This is a genomic window from Nocardia sp. NPDC059180 (assembly GCF_042754945.1).
Lineage (GTDB): Bacteria > Actinomycetota > Actinomycetes > Mycobacteriales > Mycobacteriaceae > Nocardia.
The window spans coordinates 238,885-256,542 of the sequence record NZ_JBHZBU010000007.1; the positions used below are offsets into that span (position 1 = coordinate 238,885).

A 17,658-nucleotide genomic window follows, 5' to 3' on the forward strand; every position below is an offset into this window, starting at 1 on the left:
CCGCCCAGCTCGCCGATCGAGGGACCGCGGCGTCCCTGTCGCCGGCGGCGGCACCGCGGCCACCAACGGACCAAGGCGGTGGTGCGGCAACCGCGACTGATCACCGCACCACCCGATCCTCACACCGATACTGGCACCACTGTGGTTGCCGCGCGGACGACTGCTGCCAGGGTGGCGGTGAGCACGGAGTCGCTATGGCCGCAGGACCATTCGGTCCGGCCGTTGCTCCGGCATTCGAGGTAGGTGATTGCGGAGCTGTCGTTGCCTGAACCGAGCGACTGCTGGTGCAGGGCCAGCACCTCGATGCGTCGGCCCAGTTCCGTGAGTGCGGTGGTCAACGCATCGACGGGTCCGACGCCGCGGTGTTCGCTGGTGTGGGTGCGGCCGTCCGCGGCCAGGGTGATGGTGGTTGTGGATTCGTCGGTCTGCCAGTGGTTCAGGGTCACTGCGTCCGAAGCCGCGTCCATATAGGTCCGGTCGAACAGTTCGCGCAGCTCGGTGGCGGTGATTTCACCGCCGCTTCCGTCGGTGTGGTTCTGGACGTGGCGGGCGAAGTCGATTTGCAGCCGCCGGGGCAGCTCCATGCCGTATTCGGTATGCAACAGGTAGGCGATTCCGCCCTTACCGGACTGGGAGTTCACTCGGATCACGGCATCGTAGCTGCGGCCGATATCGGCGGGGTCGATCGGCAGATACGGTACCTGCCACTCGATCTCGCGCTCATTACGTCCCCTATCGACTGCTCGCACGAGATGTTCGGCCATGCCCTTCTTGATGGCGTCCTGGTGGGTGCCGGAGAAGGCGGTGTGCACCAGATCGCCGACGTAGGGATGGCGTTCGTGGATGGACAGCCGGGTGCAGTACTCGACCGTGCGGCGGATCTCGTCGATATCGGAGAAATCGATCATCGGATCCACACCTTGGGCGTGCAGATTCAATGCGAGCGTGGCGATATCGACATTGCCGGTGCGTTCACCGTTGCCGAACACACAGCCCTCCACCCGCTGGGCTCCCGCCAGTACCGCGAGTTCGGCGCAGGCGATGCCGGTGCCGCGATCGTTGTGCGGATGTACCGACAGGATGACGCTGTCGCGCCGGGCCAATGTGCGGTGCATGTATTCGATCTGGTCCGCGTACACGTTCGGCGTCGCCACCTCCACCGTCGCGGGCAGGTTCAGAATGACCGGACGTTGCGGCGTCGCATCCCACAGCTCCGTCATCGCGTCACAGATATCGCGGACGTAACCCGGTTCGGTCAGGTTGAACACCTCCGGCGAGAACTCGAACCGCACATTCGGCAGATCGCCGGCGAACTCGAGCACGTCACGTCCGCCTGCCAGAATCAGTTCACGCAGTTCTCCGGTGTCCTTTCCCAGCACGGTATCTCGCCAGACAGGTGCGGTGGCGGTATACATGTGGATCACCACCTCGTTGCGCAATCCACGCACAGACGCGACGGTCCGTTCGATGAGATCCCGCCGGGCCGGGGTGAAGACGACGATCGTGACGTCCGGCGGCGCGATATCGGAGTCGGCCAGCAACCGCACGAAGTCGAAGTCGGTTTGTGAGGCCGAGGGGTAGCCGACCTCGATCTCCTTGTACCCCATGGCAACCAGCAGTTCGAAGAACCTGCGTTTGCGCTCGGGATCCATGGGTTCGGCCAATGCCTGATTGCCGTCACGCAGGTCGACCGGCACCCACAGCGGCGCCTGAGTGATCCGTGCGTTGGGCCAGCCACGGTCGACGAGTGGCACGTCCACTCGGTCGTACACATTGCGGTAGCGATGCGAAGGCATCTGCGAGTGCCGTTGCCGATTCCACGCGGGAGCGTCGCCGGCGGTATTGCCGGCCGGAGTGTCGATGGTGGGGAATGCACGCGATGTCATGGGGACTGCTTCCTGGCCCTGGCGGCCGTCACGAAACGAAGTGACCGGCCGACGACCTGACCCCACGGCGGGGCGGCCGATCGGTCAGGCCCCGCCGTGGCGGTCGAGGAGCAGGCTGTGCGTGAGCATGAGCTAGACTATACACAACTCCTCAGACAAGTAGAGAGGTTCGTCGATGGAAAGCCAGGTGCGGCGCCACCCGCTGGCCGAGCAGGCCGCCGAACTGCTGCTCAGCCGCATCCGTGGTGGCGAATGGCCGCTGGGGCATCGACTCCCCGGCGAGACGACGTTGGCCGCACAGCTCGGCGTCGGGCGCTCGACCGTGCGCGAGGCGATCCGGGAGCTGGCGGGCAAGGGTGTGCTGGCGAGCCGTCAGGGAGCCGGCGTGTTCGTCACCGCGCTCGATGTCACCGAGGAATGGGACATCGTGCTGCGCCGGGCCACCATCGCCTCGGTGATCGAGGCGCGCATCGCCATCGAAGCCGAGGCCGCCGCGCTCGCCGCACACCGGCGCACCCCCGCCGATCTGCGTTCGCTGCGGCGCGCATTGGCCGCCCGCGCAGCCGAAGGACAGACGGTGGCCGAGCATGTCGACGCCGATATGGAGTTCCACCGCGCGGTTCTCGTCGCGGCACACAACGACATCTTGGTTCAGCTCTTCGACGCGTTCCTGCCGCGCCTGCGTCTGGCCATGATCGACATGCTCGAGATCCGGCCGGTCCCGTCCGAGCGGGCCGATCACGCAGCCCATGAACAACTCGCCGATGCCATCGCGGCGCGCAATCCCACGGCGGCAGCCGAACTCAGCCGCTCCCACTTGACCGCCCTGAAGGAGGCCTTCGCATGACCCCGCCCGTGCTCGACCTGACCGAGGTGACTTTCCGCCGCGAGGGCAAACAGATCCTCGATGGCATCTCGCTCACCGTGCACGCCGGCGAGCATTGGGCACTACTCGGCCCCAATGGTGCGGGCAAGAGCACGCTGCTCGGGTTCTGCGGTGCGGTCACCCATCCCACTTCCGGCACGGTGCGGATCCTGGGCGAGCAGCTGGGCCGGGTCGAGTTGCAGCGGCTGCGGCGATCGATCGGGCATGTGAACCCGCGCCATCCCCTGCGTTATCCGCTGACCGTCCGCGACGTCGTCCTCACCGGAATCACCGGCACCGTCGACACTCCGATGCGCTGGAATCCTTCGGCCGCCGACCTGGATCGCGCGCACGTGATGATCGAGACCGTCGGCTTGTCCGGCAAAGCGGACGAGGTGTGGCCGACGTTGTCGCAGGGCGAACGCGGCCGCACCCTCATCGCCCGCGCCCTCATCGCCGAACCGCGCCTGCTACTGCTCGACGAACCCTCCACCGGCCTGGACGTCGCCGCCCGCGAACAGCTGCTCGAAACCATCGACGCACTGGACCGGACCCATCCGGAGGTCGCCTCGATCCTGGTCACCCACCATCTCGAGGAACTGCCGAGCACCACGACGCATGCCCTGCTGATCGCCGCCGGCCGCATCGTGGCTCGCGGTAGCGCCGAGGACACCATCACTACCGAGACGATTTCGGCGACCTTCGATCATCCGGTCGAGGTGCACCGCAGCCACAATCGCTGGACCGCCCACTCCCCCATCCCTCAGCCCTCCCGCCCCTGAGCGACGACTTATCGGCGGCGCAGCAGGATGCCACGAATGAACGCCGCCTGCCCAGAGTGCTGAATATCGTCGTCGATGACGCTGATCAACCGAACACCGAGCGTCACCGGCGGATCCCACCGCGTATCGACCACCCGCGGCAGGTCGGCATCGGTGAGCCCGGAGACGTACTCGACACTCTGGGCATGCACCGCATCGTGGTACCCGAGCAGCAGCTCCGCCGAAACACCCGCGAGCGCCTCGACGTCGGAACCCTTGTGCCCGTACCCGGTGTCCGCCTCACCGAACGGCAACCCGAACCGACGCACCCACCCATCACGGGTCCACACCTGCTCGACACCCGCCACGTCCGCAACATGGTCGTCCTGCACCCGAGTCAGATGCCACACCAACCACGCAATCGAGTTGGCCTCCGCATCCAGCCGAGCCCCCAACTCGGCATCACTCAACTCGGCGACCGCCCCGTGCACGTTCTCCCGGATCCGGCCGAACCCATCGATCAACAAGTCAGCACTGGTCATAACTGAGTCCAAGCTCTCCGAATCGGCGCCTATTCCCGGGTTGCGGGCCGACATCGATTGCATCGACCCGCAACCCGGTCGTTCAGTTCATCGAGTACTGCGCGCCGTCTCCCACTGTCGACGCGACCGGCTCTGCCGCACCCAATCGCACCGGTAGCTCCGCGAGCCCGCGGATCAGCAAGCTCTTGCGCCAGGTCAGTTCGCTGAACTCGGCGTTCAGTGACAGAGCCGGGATGCGGTCGAGCAAGCGGGTGAGGGCGATGGTGGCTTCGGTGCGGGCGAGGGCCGCGCCGAGGCAGTAGTGGATGCCGTGGCCGAAGGCGATATGGCGGTGGTCGGTTCGGGCCGGATCGACCCGGTCGGGATCGGCGAACATCCGTGGGTCGCGGTTGGCGGCGGCGAGGGAGATCATGATGAACTCGCCTGCGTCGATGTCCTGGCCGCCCAACGTGATCGGCGCGGTCGTATAGCGTGCCGTGGCCAGGTGCACCGGGCCCTGACAGCGCAGCACCTCGTCGAGGAAGGCCGGAATCGCCTCGGAATCACGGCGTAGCCGCTCGGCGGTGGCGGGGTCGCGCAGCAGTTCGAGCACCGCGTTGCCGATCAGGTTGACAGTGGTTTCGTGCCCGGCGGCCAGCAGCAGGAACAGCATGGCGATGAGCTCTTGCTGGTCGAGCCGGTCGTCATCGTCCTTGGCGATGATGAGTTCCGACAGCAGGTCCTCACGCGGATCGTCGGTGCGGGTGGCGATCAGCTCGGTGAGGTAGGTGAAGAAGCTGATGCCCGCACTGGTGCGGTCTTCGATGGGGGCCGATTCGTTCACCAGAACCGCTGTCCACGAACGGAAAGCGTCCTTGTCGTCGTCCGGCACGCCCAGCAGTTCGCAGATCACCGCGATCGGCAGCGGGAAGGCGTAGCTGTCGAGCAGATCGACCGCCTCCAGGGCGGACATATCGTCGAGCAGGGCGTCGGCGATCTCGGTGATCCGCGGACCGAGGCCGCGAATGGCGCGGCTCGCGAACGCCTTGGACACCAGCTTGCGCAGCCGGGTGTGCTGCGGCGGGTCGGCGAAGAGCATGTTGTCGTTGATCGCGGCATTGAACATCCCGGCCGCGCCGTGCTTGGCCAGTACCGCTTGGCCTTCTGGCGAACCGATACGTTTGCTGATGTTCGGCTCGACGAAGGCCTGCTTGGCGACCTCATGATCGACAACCAGCCAGCCGACCACACCGTCCAACCTGATCCGATGGATGGGACCGCGTTCACGCAACGTCCGGTAGACGGCGTGTGGGTCCTGATAGAACTCGTCGGTCAACTCGAGAATCTGATGCGCGGCCGTCACGAACGACCACCGGCCTTCGCTGCCGCGTCCGGCCATGAATCCAGGTAGTGCACGTGCCACAGTCCTTTCCACGTTCGAACGGTTCTGACGTGCGCCGGAAGCAGTCCCGAAACAGTGGTCGGCGCACGGTCCCGTACGTGGTGCGGACGGGGCGTGGCGCGACTCGGTGAGCTATCGATCAGGTCTGCGACGGTGCGTGGTCGAGCAGTGTCGATCGGTGTGACGAGGAAAAGCCCGGTGCGTGCCCCGGTTATGGCCGACGGCATCTCGATCACCGCGCCGCAGCGGCCGCTTTTCCGGGTGACATCATTGCACGACCCCGCGCGCGGAATTCAGCGGATCGGCGAAAGTGGGCCGGGCTGTCTCGAATTCGATGTTCGAGTCCGCTCAGGTGGACGCCGAGGCTTCGGCTTCGGACAGCTCCTTCAATGTCTGCAACTGCTTGCGCATCATGATCACGTCGCCGAGCGCGAGCAGCCGACCCACGAGCCGGGGACCCCCGAACCGCACCCGTGCGACCAGCCGGGTGCCCGATCCCTCGGCCCGCACCGCATAGGTGACACAGATATCGCCGGCACGCAGCGTCACATGCCTTCCGGATGCGAACGATTCCAGATGGAACTGACCCATGAAGCGCTGGCCGACGGCCAGGTCGGTCAGCTGCGGATCACGCACCCGCGGACTGGATCTCCAGCGATTGCCGATGCGATAGCTGTAGGTCGCCACCCGCATCTGGCACAGCCATGCGAAGACCAGCGAGGGAGGTGCGGCGATACTGATCGCCCGGTCGGCACTGAGCGCGATCGGTTCCAGTTGGTCGCAGGGCAGCGGGGTGTCGCATTCGGCCTCGGTGGCGCCCCAGACCAGACCGACGCTCATGACGCCGCCGCGATCCGGCGCAGCATCCTGCGCACCACCAGCTTGTGTCCGCCGCTGCCGATCACGAGCGCTTGATAGATCGCCCCGCCGACACCAGGAAATTCGGCCCGGGTCTTGGCGCGGATGACGGTATGGCGTGGACCGTCGTCGTCGAGTTCGAAGGTGAGCGTGTAGCGGGAGAATCGGTGGCCGCCGGCCAGGGCGAGCCGATGCGGCGGATCGATCGCGTCCAGCGCGAAGCCTGAGGGCACGGTCGCCGGGTCTGCGGGATTTTTGCAGACAACTTTCAGCAATGCTTTCCATGTCCGGTCGCGATTCGCGTCGACGGATCTGGCATGCTCATCAATATAGGGCAAACGCTCCATATGGAAGGAACGTACTAGTACATGGCACCGCCCCGCAAGCACGACACCGATGTGATCCTGGACGCAGCGCGCACCCTGGTCCTGGCCGAGGGGCCGCGGGCCGCGAGCGTGGCCGCGATCGCCGACGCCAGCGGAGCGCCGGTCGGCACGCTGTATCACCGTTTCGGCAACCGCAACCGGGTGCTGGCCGCCGCCTGGCTCCGCGCGCTCGAGCGCTTCCAGGACCGCGTGAAGGCGGCTGCCGGCGAACCCGACCCGCTCGACGCGGGAGTCGCGATGGCGCGCGCAGCGATCGGATTCGGCCGCGACCTGCCCGAGGATGCCAGGCTGCTGCTCAGCCTGCGTCCCAGCGATCTGCTGGACGGCAGCCCGGATGCGGAGTTCGGCGCACGATTGGCAGGGATGAATGCCCCGCTGATCGAGCATCTGCGCCGGATCGCGGCCGGACTGTTCGGCCGCGACGGTGACCGCGAGGTCGACGCCGTCAGCCGCGCGATCGTCGATCTGCCGTATGCCGCACTACGCAGGCATGCGCACGCGTCCGAGCTTCCGGAGTGGCTCGAACGCGACGTCACCGGCGCCGCCAGAACCCTGCTCGAGTCCTATCGCACGGCCTGATCCCAGCGCCCCGGCCACCGAGCATTCGGCAGGCAACCGATAACGTGTTCTCATGACCGAAGACCTGGCCGGTAACGCACTGCCCGACGCCGCGCATCACGAAGGCGGATTCCGGCCCATGTCGGAGCTCATCGACGCCACCAAGAACGCCGACATCACCCGCGGCGGCCCGCACTACGGCGCGTTCATCGAAGAAGTACGCAAGCTCATGGACCGGGCCAGGTTGTCGTGCCCGTCCGATGAGCTGGCGTTGGAGACGATCGGCGTCCTCAAGCAGCTCAACGACCGGCTCGACGCGGCGGTCGTCGACGAATGGTCGGCCCCGACCTGGACTCGCGCGGACCTGCCCGCCCGCGGCAACATCACGATTCCGCCGTATGTGATCGACAAGGCGAGCAAGGACGGCGTGGAGGCCAGGATCACCTTCCGCACCTTCCATCTCGGCGGGAATGCCGCCGCGCACGGCGGCCAGGTCGTGGTCGGTTTCGATGATCTGCTGGGTATGGCGGCGGCGCTCTACGCCGGTGATGTCACCCGCACAGCCTCGCTCACCGTCGACTACCGCTCCATTACCCCGCTGAACAAGGAACTCAGCCTGCGCACTTGGGCCGAGCGCCGCGACGGCCGCAAGGTGTACGTCCGCGCGACACTGCACGATGGTGACCGTCTGTGCGCCGAGGCGAATGGCCTGTTCATCGTGCTCAAGCCCGGTCAGCCCTGATCCCGGGCCGTTTCACCGCGCCGCGGGGACGTCCGTAGAGCGGTACTGCCACCGCAGGACGCATCGGCCGACCTGCCGCAGTATCGCGACTGCGGTCAGGTCGGCCGAGCCGCTCCGATCAGCGCGCCGGGAAGTGCGCTTCCAGATAGGGCCCGAAACTCGCATCAACGGATTCGGCGGTGAGATCGAAATCGGCGAGGGTGTACTTGTGCGCCGGACGAGCCGCCCCGGACGTCGACTCGCTGTGCAGCGAAGCCATCGCCTTGCGCGCCGCGTCCGTGAGTTCCAGCTCGAAGTGCCGGTAGATCCCCTCGACGGTGCCGATGGGGTCGGCGACGAAATCGTCGTAGTAGACGTCGCAGAACTGGGCGGCATTGTGGTTCTTGCGGTCGTCGAGGAATCGTTGCGCGCCCCGTGACCACAGTTCGAGTTGGGTCCGTCCGACGACGGGTCCGCGGAACTTGTCCGACCACCCCGTCGACGCCTGCTCGTTGAGGCTGCACACCGAGGCGATGATGGTGCTCGGCGGGCGGTGCATCTGGATCACCAGCGCGTCCGGGTACACCGCGAGCAGGGCGTCCAGCGCGAACAGGTGGCTCGGATTCTTCAGCACCCAGCGCCGGTCGGCATCGTTGAGGCCGATGAGCTGCAGGTTGCGGCGATGCCTGCGGTAGGCGCCGGTCCAGTCCTGCTCACGCAACCACTCCGAATAGGTCGGCAGATAGCCGAGGCACTCGTAGGAGATCGACATCGCCGATTGGCGAAGCAGCTGCCAGCACTCCTCGACCTGATCGGCCGAAATATGGTGCACGCCCATGAATTCCGGATGCTCGACATGATGTTTGTCGTATCCGGCCTGCAACCGCTGGAAGACCGGATTCTGTTCCCAGGTCTCGCGCGGCGGACGCGGTTGCGGCATCTCGGTCAGCCACATCTCCAGGCCCTGGTGCGCCGGGTCGGCAGTCAGCAACCGGTGCACCGCCGTCGTACCCGAGCGCGGTAGCCCGGTGACGAAGATCGGCCGCTCGATCGGCACCTGCGCATGTTGCGGGAACTGTTGCCAGGCCGACTCACTCAGCAGACGCGCGATCAGCGCACCACGCAGAAACGCCCGATTGATCTTGTTGCCGAACGGGGTGAGTTCCGCGTCGCGTGCGTAGGAGTCGAGCAGTACCTCGAGTCCCTCGCGGTAGTCGTCGGCACCGAAATCGGTCAGCCCGACGACCTTGCTCGCCGAGGCGTGCAGATCGTCGATGGTGCCGACATCGTCCCTTCCGATCATGTTCGTCTCGCTCCTCAATTGTGGTACTCGCCGCAGTTGACATCCAGGCACGCCCCCGTGATCGCCCGCGCCAGCGGCGAGGCGAAGAAGACGACCGCATCGGCGATCTCGTCGGGCTCAGGAAGTTTGCGCAGGTCGATCGTCGAGGCGGTCTCGGCGTACACCTCGTCGCGGGTGATGCCGCGCTGCTGCGCGAGGTAGTTGAAGTACCACTTCAGATTGTCGGCCCAGATATACCCGGGGGCAACGGAATTCACCCGGATGCCGCGCGGTCCCAGCTCGGTGGCCAGGCTCTGTGCCAGCGCGAGCAGACTTGCCTTCGCCATCTTGTAGGGGCCGAAGGTGCGCCGGGAGTGATGTAGTACCGCCGAGTTGATCATCACCACCGAGCCCTTGGATTCCTCCAGGGCCGGAACGAACAGCCGGGTCAACCGCAGTGCGGCGAGCACGTTGGTCTCGAACCCCGCGCGCACGTCGGCCAGCTCGACATCGGCCAGATCCACGATCGGCGGTATGGCGAAGGCATTGTTCACCAGCGTGTCCACCCGGCCGAAGGCGCTGTGGGCCGACTCCACCAGGTTCGCGGCCGCTGACTCGTCATTGATGTCGGTGGGCACCACCACCGCCCGCCTGCCCAGGTCGGTGATCTCCTTCGCCACCTCCGCCAGCCTTGATTCGGTGCGCGAGGCGAGTACGACATCGGCACCGGCGACGGCGGCCTGCACCGCGATCGCGCGCCCGAGCCCCGGACCGACGCCGGAGACCACAACCACCTTGTCCTGCAACAACATCAGCCGAGCATCCTTTCCGCCACCGCCGCCTGCCGGGCCGCGATCCGCTCCCGCCACTGCTGCGGGGTCACCTGTGCCTGGTCGTGATGCGGCAGCCGCACCGCCAGCTCATCGAACTTCACCACTTCGACCGTCGGCCCGTCCTCGGGTTTCATATCCCGCGCCAGCCGCTGCCAGCGGAACTGGAGATACCCCCGTGCGTGACCGGTGCATTCGATCCAGTTGGCCAGGCCGGGGTCGCGTTCGCTGACCACCAATCGGATCATTCCGTCCAGATCGAGGTGCGCCTGATCCGCGGTGAGGCTGGTCTGGTGGTTGATGTAGTCCAGCGACAGGTACCACATGCTGCCGAGCTGGAAGCCCTGGTAGGGCGCGTCCGACTTGGGCACAGTGATGATCATGGCCTCGTCGTCGGCGAGCTCATAGTGCCCGGCCGAAGAGAACTGCGTGGTCAGCCCGCCCGGCGTGCTGCGGGGCTCGGTCATGGTGTTGACCGGCAGGTTCAGATAGAACCACTGCGGGAAGGCCAAGAAGGTCTGTAGCCGGGAGACCAGCATCTTGCCCGCCACGCCGTAACGCTTGGTCATCAGATCCTTGGTCAGCGGCGGAGGCGCGTCGCCGACCTTGTCGGCGCGGTGAATGCGCAGGGTGCCGGGCTTTTCGGTGGCCCAGTCGCTGAACACCTCGCGGACCACCAGCATGGCTGAATCCGGCGCAAGGGTGATGTAGTTCGGACCGGCCTCCCCCGGCCCGAAACGAACCTCGAAGGAACCGTCCGCGGCGATATCGATGGCGCGATCGTCGAATGCGGTGGTGCTGTCGGGCACGTCGACCGGTGAATAGTCACCGTTCAATACCTGGAAACTCAGATCCCGCGTGGTACCGCGCGTACCGGTGACGACATATTCGGCATCCGGGCGCAGATAGGAATGGAAGTAGAGCGTGTCCGGGTTGTCCAGTCCCATTTTCGTGTACGGGCCCGTCGACTGGACGAAGAAGGGAAAATCGCGTTCATAGGCCCACGCCATTTGAATGGCGGCACGAATGCTGCCCGCCAGATAGTCGTAGCCCTCGACGAGATCCTGTTCGGTCCGGATGTGCGGTGCGTCGGTGATGATCTTCTCGGCGGCGGCGATGGCGTCCGCGAACGGTTGCGTCAGCAATAGACTCTCCGGTGTTCCATATATGTACCGCTCTGGTACATTCTGCTACCAGAGACATTAGAACGTGTTCTAGGAGTGGTCAATGGTCGAACGTCGATCCGCACCGACCCAGCGGGTGGTGCAGGTGTTGGACTTCATCGTCGAGCAGCAGGGCAAGCGGGTCGGGCTGTCCGAACTGGCCCGCTCCCTCGACCTGGCCAAACCCACCGCGCTCGGCATCCTCACCGAGCTCACCGCAGGCGGCTACCTGGTGCGCGATCCGCGCACCCGCACCTACGGCCCCGGACCTGCCCTCATCGCGGCGGGCCGGGTGGCCCAGGACAGCTTCGCCATCGCGGGCGTCGCCCACCCCGAACTGGCACGACTCAGCCAGACCTACCGCACCACCTGCACGGCATCGGCGGTGGTCGGCGAACAGATCATGGTGCTGGAGAGCACCGGTCCCGGCATGGTGAAAGTGGGCGCCACCTACCATTTCGCGCCACCGGTCGGCCTGATGTACGTGCTGTGGGATGCCGAGGCAGCCTTCGATGCCTGGCTCGCCATGCCGCCGACGGTGCCGTTGCGCCAGGACGAGGCCCGACTGCGGCGCATCGTCGCCGAATGCCGGGAACGCGGATATCTGGTGGAGAGCATGACCGCGGCGGGGCGGCGACTGTATTCGCTGCTGGCCGGCTTCGCCGCCCGTGAGCTCCCCGAGGAACTGCGCGAAGTCGTCGCCGAGCTGGTCACGAGCCTGGGCGAGCGGGTCTATCTCGGTACCGACCTGCGTCCGCGGAAGCAACATCCGGTGAGCTTGCTCGCCGCACCGACCTATGACGCCGACGGCAGGCAGAACATGGTGCTCACGATGTACGTCGGCGCGTCCATCACCGGGGCCGAGATCACCCGCCGTGGCGACGCGCTGGTCGCCGCGGCCGATGCGGTCACCGAAAAGTCCGGTGGGCGCAAACCGTTGACCAATTCCCGAAACGTGTTCTAGTTTTGCATTGTGAGCCAGTACGCAAAGTCGGCGGCAAACACCTACGAGCTTCCCCATCTGGACGCGCTCGAGGCCGAGTCGGCACATATATTCCGTGAAGTCGCAGCGACTTTCGAACGTCCGGTGCTGTTGTTCTCCGGCGGCAAGGACTCGGTGGTGATGCTGCACCTCGCGGCCAAATCCTTTTGGCCCGCTCCCCTGCCGTTCCCGGTTTTACATATCGACACCGGGCACAATTTCGATGAGGTGATCGAGTTCCGCGATCGCACCGTGGAGCGGCTCGGGTTGCGGCTGCTCGTCGGGCGGGTGCAGGACGACATCGATGCCGGCCGCGTCACCGAGGACACCGGACCCCGCGCCACCCGCAATCGCCTGCAGACCGCCACCTTGCTGCGCAGCGTGCGTGAGGGACGCTTCGACGCCGTCTTCGGCGGCGCACGCCGCGACGAGGAGAAGGCGCGCGCCAAGGAACGGGTGTTCAGCTTCCGCGACGAATACGGTCAGTGGGATCCGCGCAGGCAGCGCCCCGAGCTGTGGAACCTCTACAACGGCAGCCACCGGCCCGGCGAGCACATCCGGGTGTTCCCGCTGTCGAACTGGACCGAGCTCGATATCTGGAGCTACATCGCCGCCGAGGGCATCGAACTGCCACCGCTCTACTACGCTCACCGCAGGCCCGTGGTCCAGCGCGACGGAATGTTGTTGGCGCACACACGCTTTCTGCACCTACTTGACGGTGAGACGCCCTATGAGTCGACCGTGCGGTTCCGGACCGTCGGCGATGCCACCTGTACCGGCTGTGTCGAATCCAGTGCCGTCTCCCCCACCGAGGTGGTGGCCGAAGTCGCCGCGGCCCGGGTCACCGAACGTGGCGCGACACGCGCCGACGACCGCATTTCCGAGGCCGGGATGGAAGACCGCAAACGAGAAGGCTACTTCTGATGACCACTTTGCTGCGCCTCGCGACCGCGGGCAGCGTCGACGACGGTAAATCGACGCTGATCGGCCGCCTGCTGTTCGATTCCAAGACCTTGTTCACTGATCAGCTCGACGCGGTGGAACGCACGAGCCGCGACCGCGGCGAGGACTACCCGAACCTCGCGCTGCTCACCGACGGCCTGCGCGCCGAACGGGAGCAGGGCATCACCATCGACGTGGCGCACCGCTATTTCGCCACGCCGCGCCGCAAGTTCATCATCGCCGACACACCCGGCCACATCCAGTACACCCGCAACATGGTCACCGGCGCCTCCACTGCCGACCTGGCGCTGGTGCTGGTCGACGCGCGCAAAGGCGTGGTCGAGCAGACCCGGCGGCATGCCTTCCTCGCCGGCCTGCTCGGCATTCCACACCTCGTGCTGTGTGTGAACAAGATGGATCTGGTCGACTGGTCGCAGGAACGTTTCACCGAGATCCGTGAGGAATTCTCCGGTTTCGCCTCCAAGCTCGACGTCTCGGATCTGACGTTCGTGCCGATGTCGGCGCTGCACGGCGACAACATCGTGCACCGCGGCACCTCCATGCCCTGGTACGAGGGCACACCGCTGCTACATCATCTGGAAGAAGTGCATATCGCTTCCGACCGCAACCTGATCGATGCGCGGCTTCCGGTGCAGTACGTGATCCGTAGTCACACACCGGATTTCCGCGGCTACGCCGGAACCATCGCGGGCGGTGTCTTCAAACCCGGCGACGAGGTGACCGTCCTGCCGTCGGGCCTGACCACCACGGTCCGATCGATTTACGGCCCAGGCGGTGCGCCTATCGACGAAGCGTTCCCGCCCCAGGCGGTGACGGTGCAGCTGGCCGACGAACTCGATGTGTCGCGCGGTGACCTCATCTGCCGCCCCGCGAACCGCCCGCACGCCGGGCGCGACCTCGATGCCATGGTGTGCTGGTTCGCCGACGAAGCCACCCTCACACCGGGCGCCACCTACACGATCCGGCACACCACCCGCTCGGCCCCGGTCGAAGTGCGGTCGCTGGACTACCGCCTCGATGTGAACACTCTGCACCGCGACGAGCATGCGACGGCGTTGTCGCTCAACGAGATCGGACGCGTCCAACTACGCACCCGGCAACCGTTGTTGTTCGACCCCTACCGCCGCAACCGCTCGACGGGCAGCTTCATCCTGGTCGATGACACCACCGGTAATACCGTCGGCGCGGGCATGATCACCGGGCCGAGCCTGCCGTCGTCGCGGGTCGTGTGGCATTCCACCGCGGTCGAACGCGAGGAGCGCGCGACCCGCGGAATGACGGTCTGGCTGACAGGACTGTCCGGATCGGGCAAGTCGACGGTCGCGGTGGAGCTGGAGCGACGCCTGGTCGCGTCCGGGCGTCCGGCGTTCCTGCTCGACGGTGACAATCTGCGCCACGGTCTCAACGCCGATCTCGGCTTCTCCGCCGAGGACCGGGTGGAGAACATCCGCCGGGTCGGCGAGGTGGCCCGGCTTTTCGCCGAGTCCGGTGCGGTCGCAATCGTGTCGCTCATCAGCCCGTATCGCGCGGACCGGGACAAAGCTCGGGCGGTGCACGAGGCCGCCGGTATCCCGTTCCTCGAGGTGTTCGTGGATACACCGTTGGAAGTGTGCGAATCCCGCGACCCGAAGGGCATGTACGCGAAGGCCCGCGCGGGCGAGATCCGCGATTTCACCGGCGTCGACGCACCGTACGAGCATCCGCTCACGCCGGGATTGGTGTTGCGTCCGGCCGACGGCGATCCGGCCGCGATGGCGTCGACAGTGCTCGCCCTGCTGGCGGGTATGGACTGACGCCACAAAGGGGCCGGGCAGGCGATCCGGCCCCTCACCCGCCGTCCTGCCGGCATAGGGACCGAGAATCGCCGCGCAAAGGGTCCGCGTAGCCGAGCCGTACCGCCTATCGTCGGGCGAGAACGCCGACGTCAGCACACCGTATGACGGTCCGGCAGAGTCGAGCCGGACACTTCGACCCGCACCGAATCGTCGGGCGGCGGATTCACCGAAAGGAAGCGCCATGGGCACCATCGCAGTCCACGAATTCATCTCCCTCGACGGCATGTACGACGACCCGAGCTTCACCTTCGCCTACGGATTCGACCCGAAGATGGGCGAGACCCTCGGCGCGATCACCGGGGCGGCCACCGCGATCCTGCTCGGGCGCAACACCTTCGAGATGTTCGCTCCGGCCTGGTCCACCCGCACGGTCGAGGACGACCCGGGTGCACCGTTCTTCAACGACACGATGAAGTACGTCGTCGGCGCGCAGGAGCCTGCGGCCGAATGGGCCAACAGCACCCGCATCGGCGCCTATGACCCGGAGGTCATCCGCAAGCTCAAGGCTGACACCGACGGCATCATCTACATCAGCGGGAGCGGTCAGCTCGTCCGCGCCCTGCTGCGTGACGGCCTGGTCGACAACCTCCACCTGTTCGTCTACCCCATCGCCCTGGGCACTGGCGAGCGGTTCTGGAACGAGGACACCACCAAGCTGGCCCTCGTATCGACCGACGTCTACGACAATGGCGTCGTGCACCTGAACTACGGGCCTGTCGCCTGACCGCACCGGGCGGTCATCGTGCACCGCGGCGACCGCCCGGGTGCCATCGAGCAAAGTATGGTACACAGGAGGCAACTTGTACCGAAGGGATGCTTGATGCGGTCTACTCTCCTGTCTCGGCGTGATCTCGACTTCCTGCTCTACGAATGGCTCGATGTCGAGCGTCTCACCGAACAGAAGCGGTTCGCCGAGCATTCCCGCGAGACCTTCGATGCCGTACTGGAGCTGAGCGAGCAGCTCGCGACCAAATATTTCGCCTCGCACAATAAACTCGGCGACGCCAACGAACCGACGTTCGACGGCGACCGGGTCACGCTCATTCCGGAGATCGCTGCCGCGCTGCGCGCCTTCACCGAGGCCGGACTGCCCGGTGCGGCGATGGACTACGAGCTCGGCGGATCACAACTGCCCGCGACTGTCGCCCAAGCCAGTTTCGCCTGGTTCCAGGCGGCCAATCCCGGCACGTCCGGATATCCGTTCCTGACCATGGCGAACGCGAATCTGCTGCTCACCCATGGCCGTGAGCACATCGACCGATTCGTGCGGCCGATGATCGAGGGCCGGTTCTTCGGCACGATGTGCCTGTCGGAGCCGCAGGCCGGTTCGTCGCTGGCCGATATCGTCACCCGCGCCGAACCCCAACCGGACGGCACCTACCGGATCTTCGGCACGAAGATGTGGATCTCCGGTGGCGATCACGAGCTGGGCGAGAACATCGTGCATCTGGTGCTGGCCAAGATCCCCGGCGGGCCCGCAGGCACCAAGGGGATCTCACTGTTCGTGGTGCCGCGATTCCTCGTCGCCGACGACGGTTCGCTCGGGGAGCGCAACGACGTGGCACTGGCCGGCCTCAATCACAAGATGGGCTACCGCGGCACGGTCAACACAGTGCTGAATTTCGGTGAGGGCAAGTGGACGCCCGCAGGCGAGCCGGGTGCGGTCGGCTACCTCGTCGGCGAAGCACATCGCGGGCTCCCGTACATGTTCACGATGATGAACGAGGCACGCATCGGTGTCGGGCTCGTCGCCACCGCGCTCGGTTACACCGGCTACCTCGAATCGCTCGAGTACGCACGCACCCGCGCGCAGGGCCGCACCAAGGGCGCCGGTGATCCCACCTCGCCGCAGCGGCCGATTGTCGAGCACGCCGATGTCAAACGAATGCTGCTGGCGCAGAAGACCTATGCCGAAGGCGCGCTCGCCCTGGTGCTGTATTGCGCACGCCTGGTCGACGAGCACCGCACCGCGACCTCCGAGGAGGATCGCCGCGCGGTGACACTGCTGCTGGACATCCTCACCCCGATCGCCAAGAGCTGGCCCGCCCAGTGGTGCCTGGAGGCCAACAGCCTCGCCATCCAGGTGCTCGGCGGTTACGGCTACACCCGCGAATACAACGTCGAACAGCATTACCGCGACAACCGGCTCAATCCGATTCACGAAGGTACGCACGGTATTCAGGGCTTGGACCTACTCGGTCGCAAGGTCACCCAGCAGGGCGGGGCGAGCCTGCGCGCACTCGACGAACGCATTCGGGCCACCATCGACGATGCCCGCGCACAGGGCGGTGAACCCGCCGAGCTGGCGGCGCAGCTCGAATCCTCGTGGCAGCGTCTGGTCGAGGTGACCGCGGGCCTGTTCGCCGACGGCGACATCGAGGCCGCACTGGCCAACAGTTCGGTCTATCTGGAGGCGTTCGGGCACATCACCCTCGCCTGGATCTGGCTACAGCAGGTGCTGGCCGCCGCCGGCCATGAGGGCGACTTCTACGACGGCAAACGGCATGCGGCCCGCTATTTCTTCCGCTTCGAACTCCCCTGCACCGCACCCCAGCTCGACCTGCTGGCCACCCGCGACACCACTACGGTGCAGATGCGCGACGCCTGGTTCTGACACCACCATTAGATACATTCCACTATGGATG

Annotated in this window: 17 protein-coding genes; 9 read left to right on the plus strand and 8 right to left on the minus strand. The window is 66.1% G+C overall.

Going from position 1 to position 17,658, the window contains the following annotated elements:
- Window positions 1-119: 119 nt before the first annotated feature.
- Window positions 120-1,886 (minus strand): 2-isopropylmalate synthase, encoded by a 1,767-nt coding sequence (locus ACFXNW_RS22125; RefSeq protein ID WP_379419624.1) that lies wholly within the window; start codon window positions 1,884-1,886, stop codon window positions 120-122.
- A 175-nt stretch (window positions 1,887-2,061) separates the two neighbouring features.
- Between ACFXNW_RS22125 and ACFXNW_RS22130 the strand changes: the two genes are divergently transcribed.
- Together ACFXNW_RS22130 and ACFXNW_RS22135 are read left to right on the plus strand one after the other, a co-directional pair.
- On the plus strand, window positions 2,062-2,733 hold the full coding sequence (locus ACFXNW_RS22130; RefSeq protein WP_379419625.1) for a FadR/GntR family transcriptional regulator: 672 nt from the start codon (window positions 2,062-2,064) through the stop codon (window positions 2,731-2,733).
- Window positions 2,730-3,533: an ABC transporter ATP-binding protein gene (locus tag ACFXNW_RS22135; protein WP_379419626.1), complete on the plus strand. Its 804-nt coding sequence runs from the start codon at window positions 2,730-2,732 to the stop codon at window positions 3,531-3,533. The genes ACFXNW_RS22130 and ACFXNW_RS22135 overlap by 4 nt, the downstream gene beginning before the upstream one ends.
- 8 nt (window positions 3,534-3,541) lie before the next feature.
- Here ACFXNW_RS22135 and ACFXNW_RS22140 read toward each other — a convergent pair whose 3' ends face one another.
- The 4 genes from ACFXNW_RS22140 to ACFXNW_RS22155 form a co-directional block, all read right to left on the minus strand.
- Entirely contained in the window at window positions 3,542-4,054 is a 513-nt protein-coding gene (locus ACFXNW_RS22140) for a DUF664 domain-containing protein (RefSeq protein ID WP_379419627.1), read from the minus strand.
- 82 nt (window positions 4,055-4,136) lie between these two features.
- Entirely contained in the window at window positions 4,137-5,456 is a 1,320-nt protein-coding gene (locus ACFXNW_RS22145) for a cytochrome P450 (RefSeq protein ID WP_379419628.1), read from the minus strand.
- Between the two features lie 327 nt (window positions 5,457-5,783).
- A complete protein-coding gene (locus ACFXNW_RS22150) occupies window positions 5,784-6,275 on the minus strand; it encodes a hypothetical protein (protein WP_379419629.1) in 492 nt (163 codons plus the stop codon).
- Window positions 6,272-6,682, minus strand: coding sequence for a hypothetical protein (locus ACFXNW_RS22155; protein ID WP_379419630.1), 411 nt, complete (start codon window positions 6,680-6,682; stop codon window positions 6,272-6,274). The genes ACFXNW_RS22150 and ACFXNW_RS22155 overlap by 4 nt, the downstream gene beginning before the upstream one ends.
- On the opposite strand from ACFXNW_RS22155, the gene ACFXNW_RS22160 reads away from it, so the two are divergent.
- A complete protein-coding gene (locus tag ACFXNW_RS22160; protein ID WP_379419631.1) occupies window positions 6,662-7,258 on the plus strand; it encodes a TetR/AcrR family transcriptional regulator in 597 nt (198 codons plus the stop codon). The genes ACFXNW_RS22155 and ACFXNW_RS22160 overlap by 21 nt on opposite strands.
- A 52-nt stretch (window positions 7,259-7,310) precedes the next feature.
- A complete protein-coding gene (locus ACFXNW_RS22165) occupies window positions 7,311-7,979 on the plus strand; it encodes a PaaI family thioesterase (RefSeq protein ID WP_379419632.1) in 669 nt (222 codons plus the stop codon).
- A 118-nt stretch (window positions 7,980-8,097) separates the two neighbouring features.
- Here ACFXNW_RS22165 and ACFXNW_RS22170 read toward each other — a convergent pair whose 3' ends face one another.
- From ACFXNW_RS22170 to ACFXNW_RS22180, 3 genes are read right to left on the minus strand one after another with little or no spacing between them, the layout of a single operon-like run.
- Window positions 8,098-9,261, minus strand: a complete 1,164-nt coding sequence (locus ACFXNW_RS22170; protein WP_379419633.1) for a sulfotransferase family protein — start codon at window positions 9,259-9,261, stop codon at window positions 8,098-8,100.
- A gap of 14 nt (window positions 9,262-9,275) precedes the next feature.
- A complete protein-coding gene (locus tag ACFXNW_RS22175; RefSeq protein WP_379419634.1) occupies window positions 9,276-10,052 on the minus strand; it encodes an SDR family oxidoreductase in 777 nt (258 codons plus the stop codon).
- The gene (locus tag ACFXNW_RS22180) at window positions 10,052-11,215 is read right to left on the minus strand and encodes a hypothetical protein (RefSeq protein WP_379419635.1); all 1,164 of its coding nucleotides are present in this window, start codon (window positions 11,213-11,215) and stop codon (window positions 10,052-10,054) included. Before ACFXNW_RS22180 ends, ACFXNW_RS22175 begins: the two co-directional genes overlap by 1 nt.
- 82 nt (window positions 11,216-11,297) lie before the next feature.
- On the opposite strand from ACFXNW_RS22180, the gene ACFXNW_RS22185 reads away from it, so the two are divergent.
- The 5 genes from ACFXNW_RS22185 (at window position 11,298) to ACFXNW_RS22205 (ending at window position 17,627) form a co-directional block, all read left to right on the plus strand.
- The gene (locus tag ACFXNW_RS22185) at window positions 11,298-12,197 is read left to right on the plus strand and encodes a helix-turn-helix domain-containing protein (protein ID WP_379419636.1); all 900 of its coding nucleotides are present in this window, start codon (window positions 11,298-11,300) and stop codon (window positions 12,195-12,197) included.
- A gap of 9 nt (window positions 12,198-12,206) precedes the next feature.
- Window positions 12,207-13,139: a sulfate adenylyltransferase subunit CysD gene (cysD, locus tag ACFXNW_RS22190; RefSeq protein WP_379419637.1), complete on the plus strand. Its 933-nt coding sequence runs from the start codon at window positions 12,207-12,209 to the stop codon at window positions 13,137-13,139.
- A complete protein-coding gene (gene cysC / locus ACFXNW_RS22195; protein ID WP_379419638.1) occupies window positions 13,139-14,971 on the plus strand; it encodes an adenylyl-sulfate kinase in 1,833 nt (610 codons plus the stop codon). The genes cysD and cysC overlap by 1 nt, the downstream gene beginning before the upstream one ends.
- A 223-nt stretch (window positions 14,972-15,194) precedes the next feature.
- Window positions 15,195-15,737: a dihydrofolate reductase family protein gene (locus ACFXNW_RS22200; protein ID WP_379419639.1), complete on the plus strand. Its 543-nt coding sequence runs from the start codon at window positions 15,195-15,197 to the stop codon at window positions 15,735-15,737.
- Between the two features lie 96 nt (window positions 15,738-15,833).
- The gene (locus ACFXNW_RS22205; protein WP_379419640.1) at window positions 15,834-17,627 is read left to right on the plus strand and encodes an acyl-CoA dehydrogenase; all 1,794 of its coding nucleotides are present in this window, start codon (window positions 15,834-15,836) and stop codon (window positions 17,625-17,627) included.
- Window positions 17,628-17,658: the final 31 nt, after the last annotated feature.

Coding starts and splice junctions, on each gene's coding strand:
- ACFXNW_RS22130 (WP_379419625.1), top strand. CDS start 2,062: ATGGAAAGCCAGGTGCGGCGCCACCCGCTGGCCGAGCAGGCCGCCGAA.
- ACFXNW_RS22125 (WP_379419624.1), bottom strand. CDS start 1,886: ATGACATCGCGTGCATTCCCCACCATCGACACTCCGGCCGGCAATACC.
- ACFXNW_RS22135 (WP_379419626.1), top strand. CDS start 2,730: ATGACCCCGCCCGTGCTCGACCTGACCGAGGTGACTTTCCGCCGCGAG.
- ACFXNW_RS22175 (WP_379419634.1), bottom strand. CDS start 10,052: ATGTTGTTGCAGGACAAGGTGGTTGTGGTCTCCGGCGTCGGTCCGGGG.
- ACFXNW_RS22160 (WP_379419631.1), top strand. CDS start 6,662: ATGGCACCGCCCCGCAAGCACGACACCGATGTGATCCTGGACGCAGCG.
- ACFXNW_RS22165 (WP_379419632.1), top strand. CDS start 7,311: ATGACCGAAGACCTGGCCGGTAACGCACTGCCCGACGCCGCGCATCAC.
- ACFXNW_RS22140 (WP_379419627.1), bottom strand. CDS start 4,054: ATGACCAGTGCTGACTTGTTGATCGATGGGTTCGGCCGGATCCGGGAG.
- ACFXNW_RS22150 (WP_379419629.1), bottom strand. CDS start 6,275: ATGAGCGTCGGTCTGGTCTGGGGCGCCACCGAGGCCGAATGCGACACC.
- ACFXNW_RS22200 (WP_379419639.1), top strand. CDS start 15,195: ATGGGCACCATCGCAGTCCACGAATTCATCTCCCTCGACGGCATGTAC.
- ACFXNW_RS22205 (WP_379419640.1), top strand. CDS start 15,834: ATGCGGTCTACTCTCCTGTCTCGGCGTGATCTCGACTTCCTGCTCTAC.
- ACFXNW_RS22185 (WP_379419636.1), top strand. CDS start 11,298: ATGGTCGAACGTCGATCCGCACCGACCCAGCGGGTGGTGCAGGTGTTG.
- cysC (WP_379419638.1), top strand. CDS start 13,139: ATGACCACTTTGCTGCGCCTCGCGACCGCGGGCAGCGTCGACGACGGT.
- ACFXNW_RS22170 (WP_379419633.1), bottom strand. CDS start 9,261: ATGATCGGAAGGGACGATGTCGGCACCATCGACGATCTGCACGCCTCG.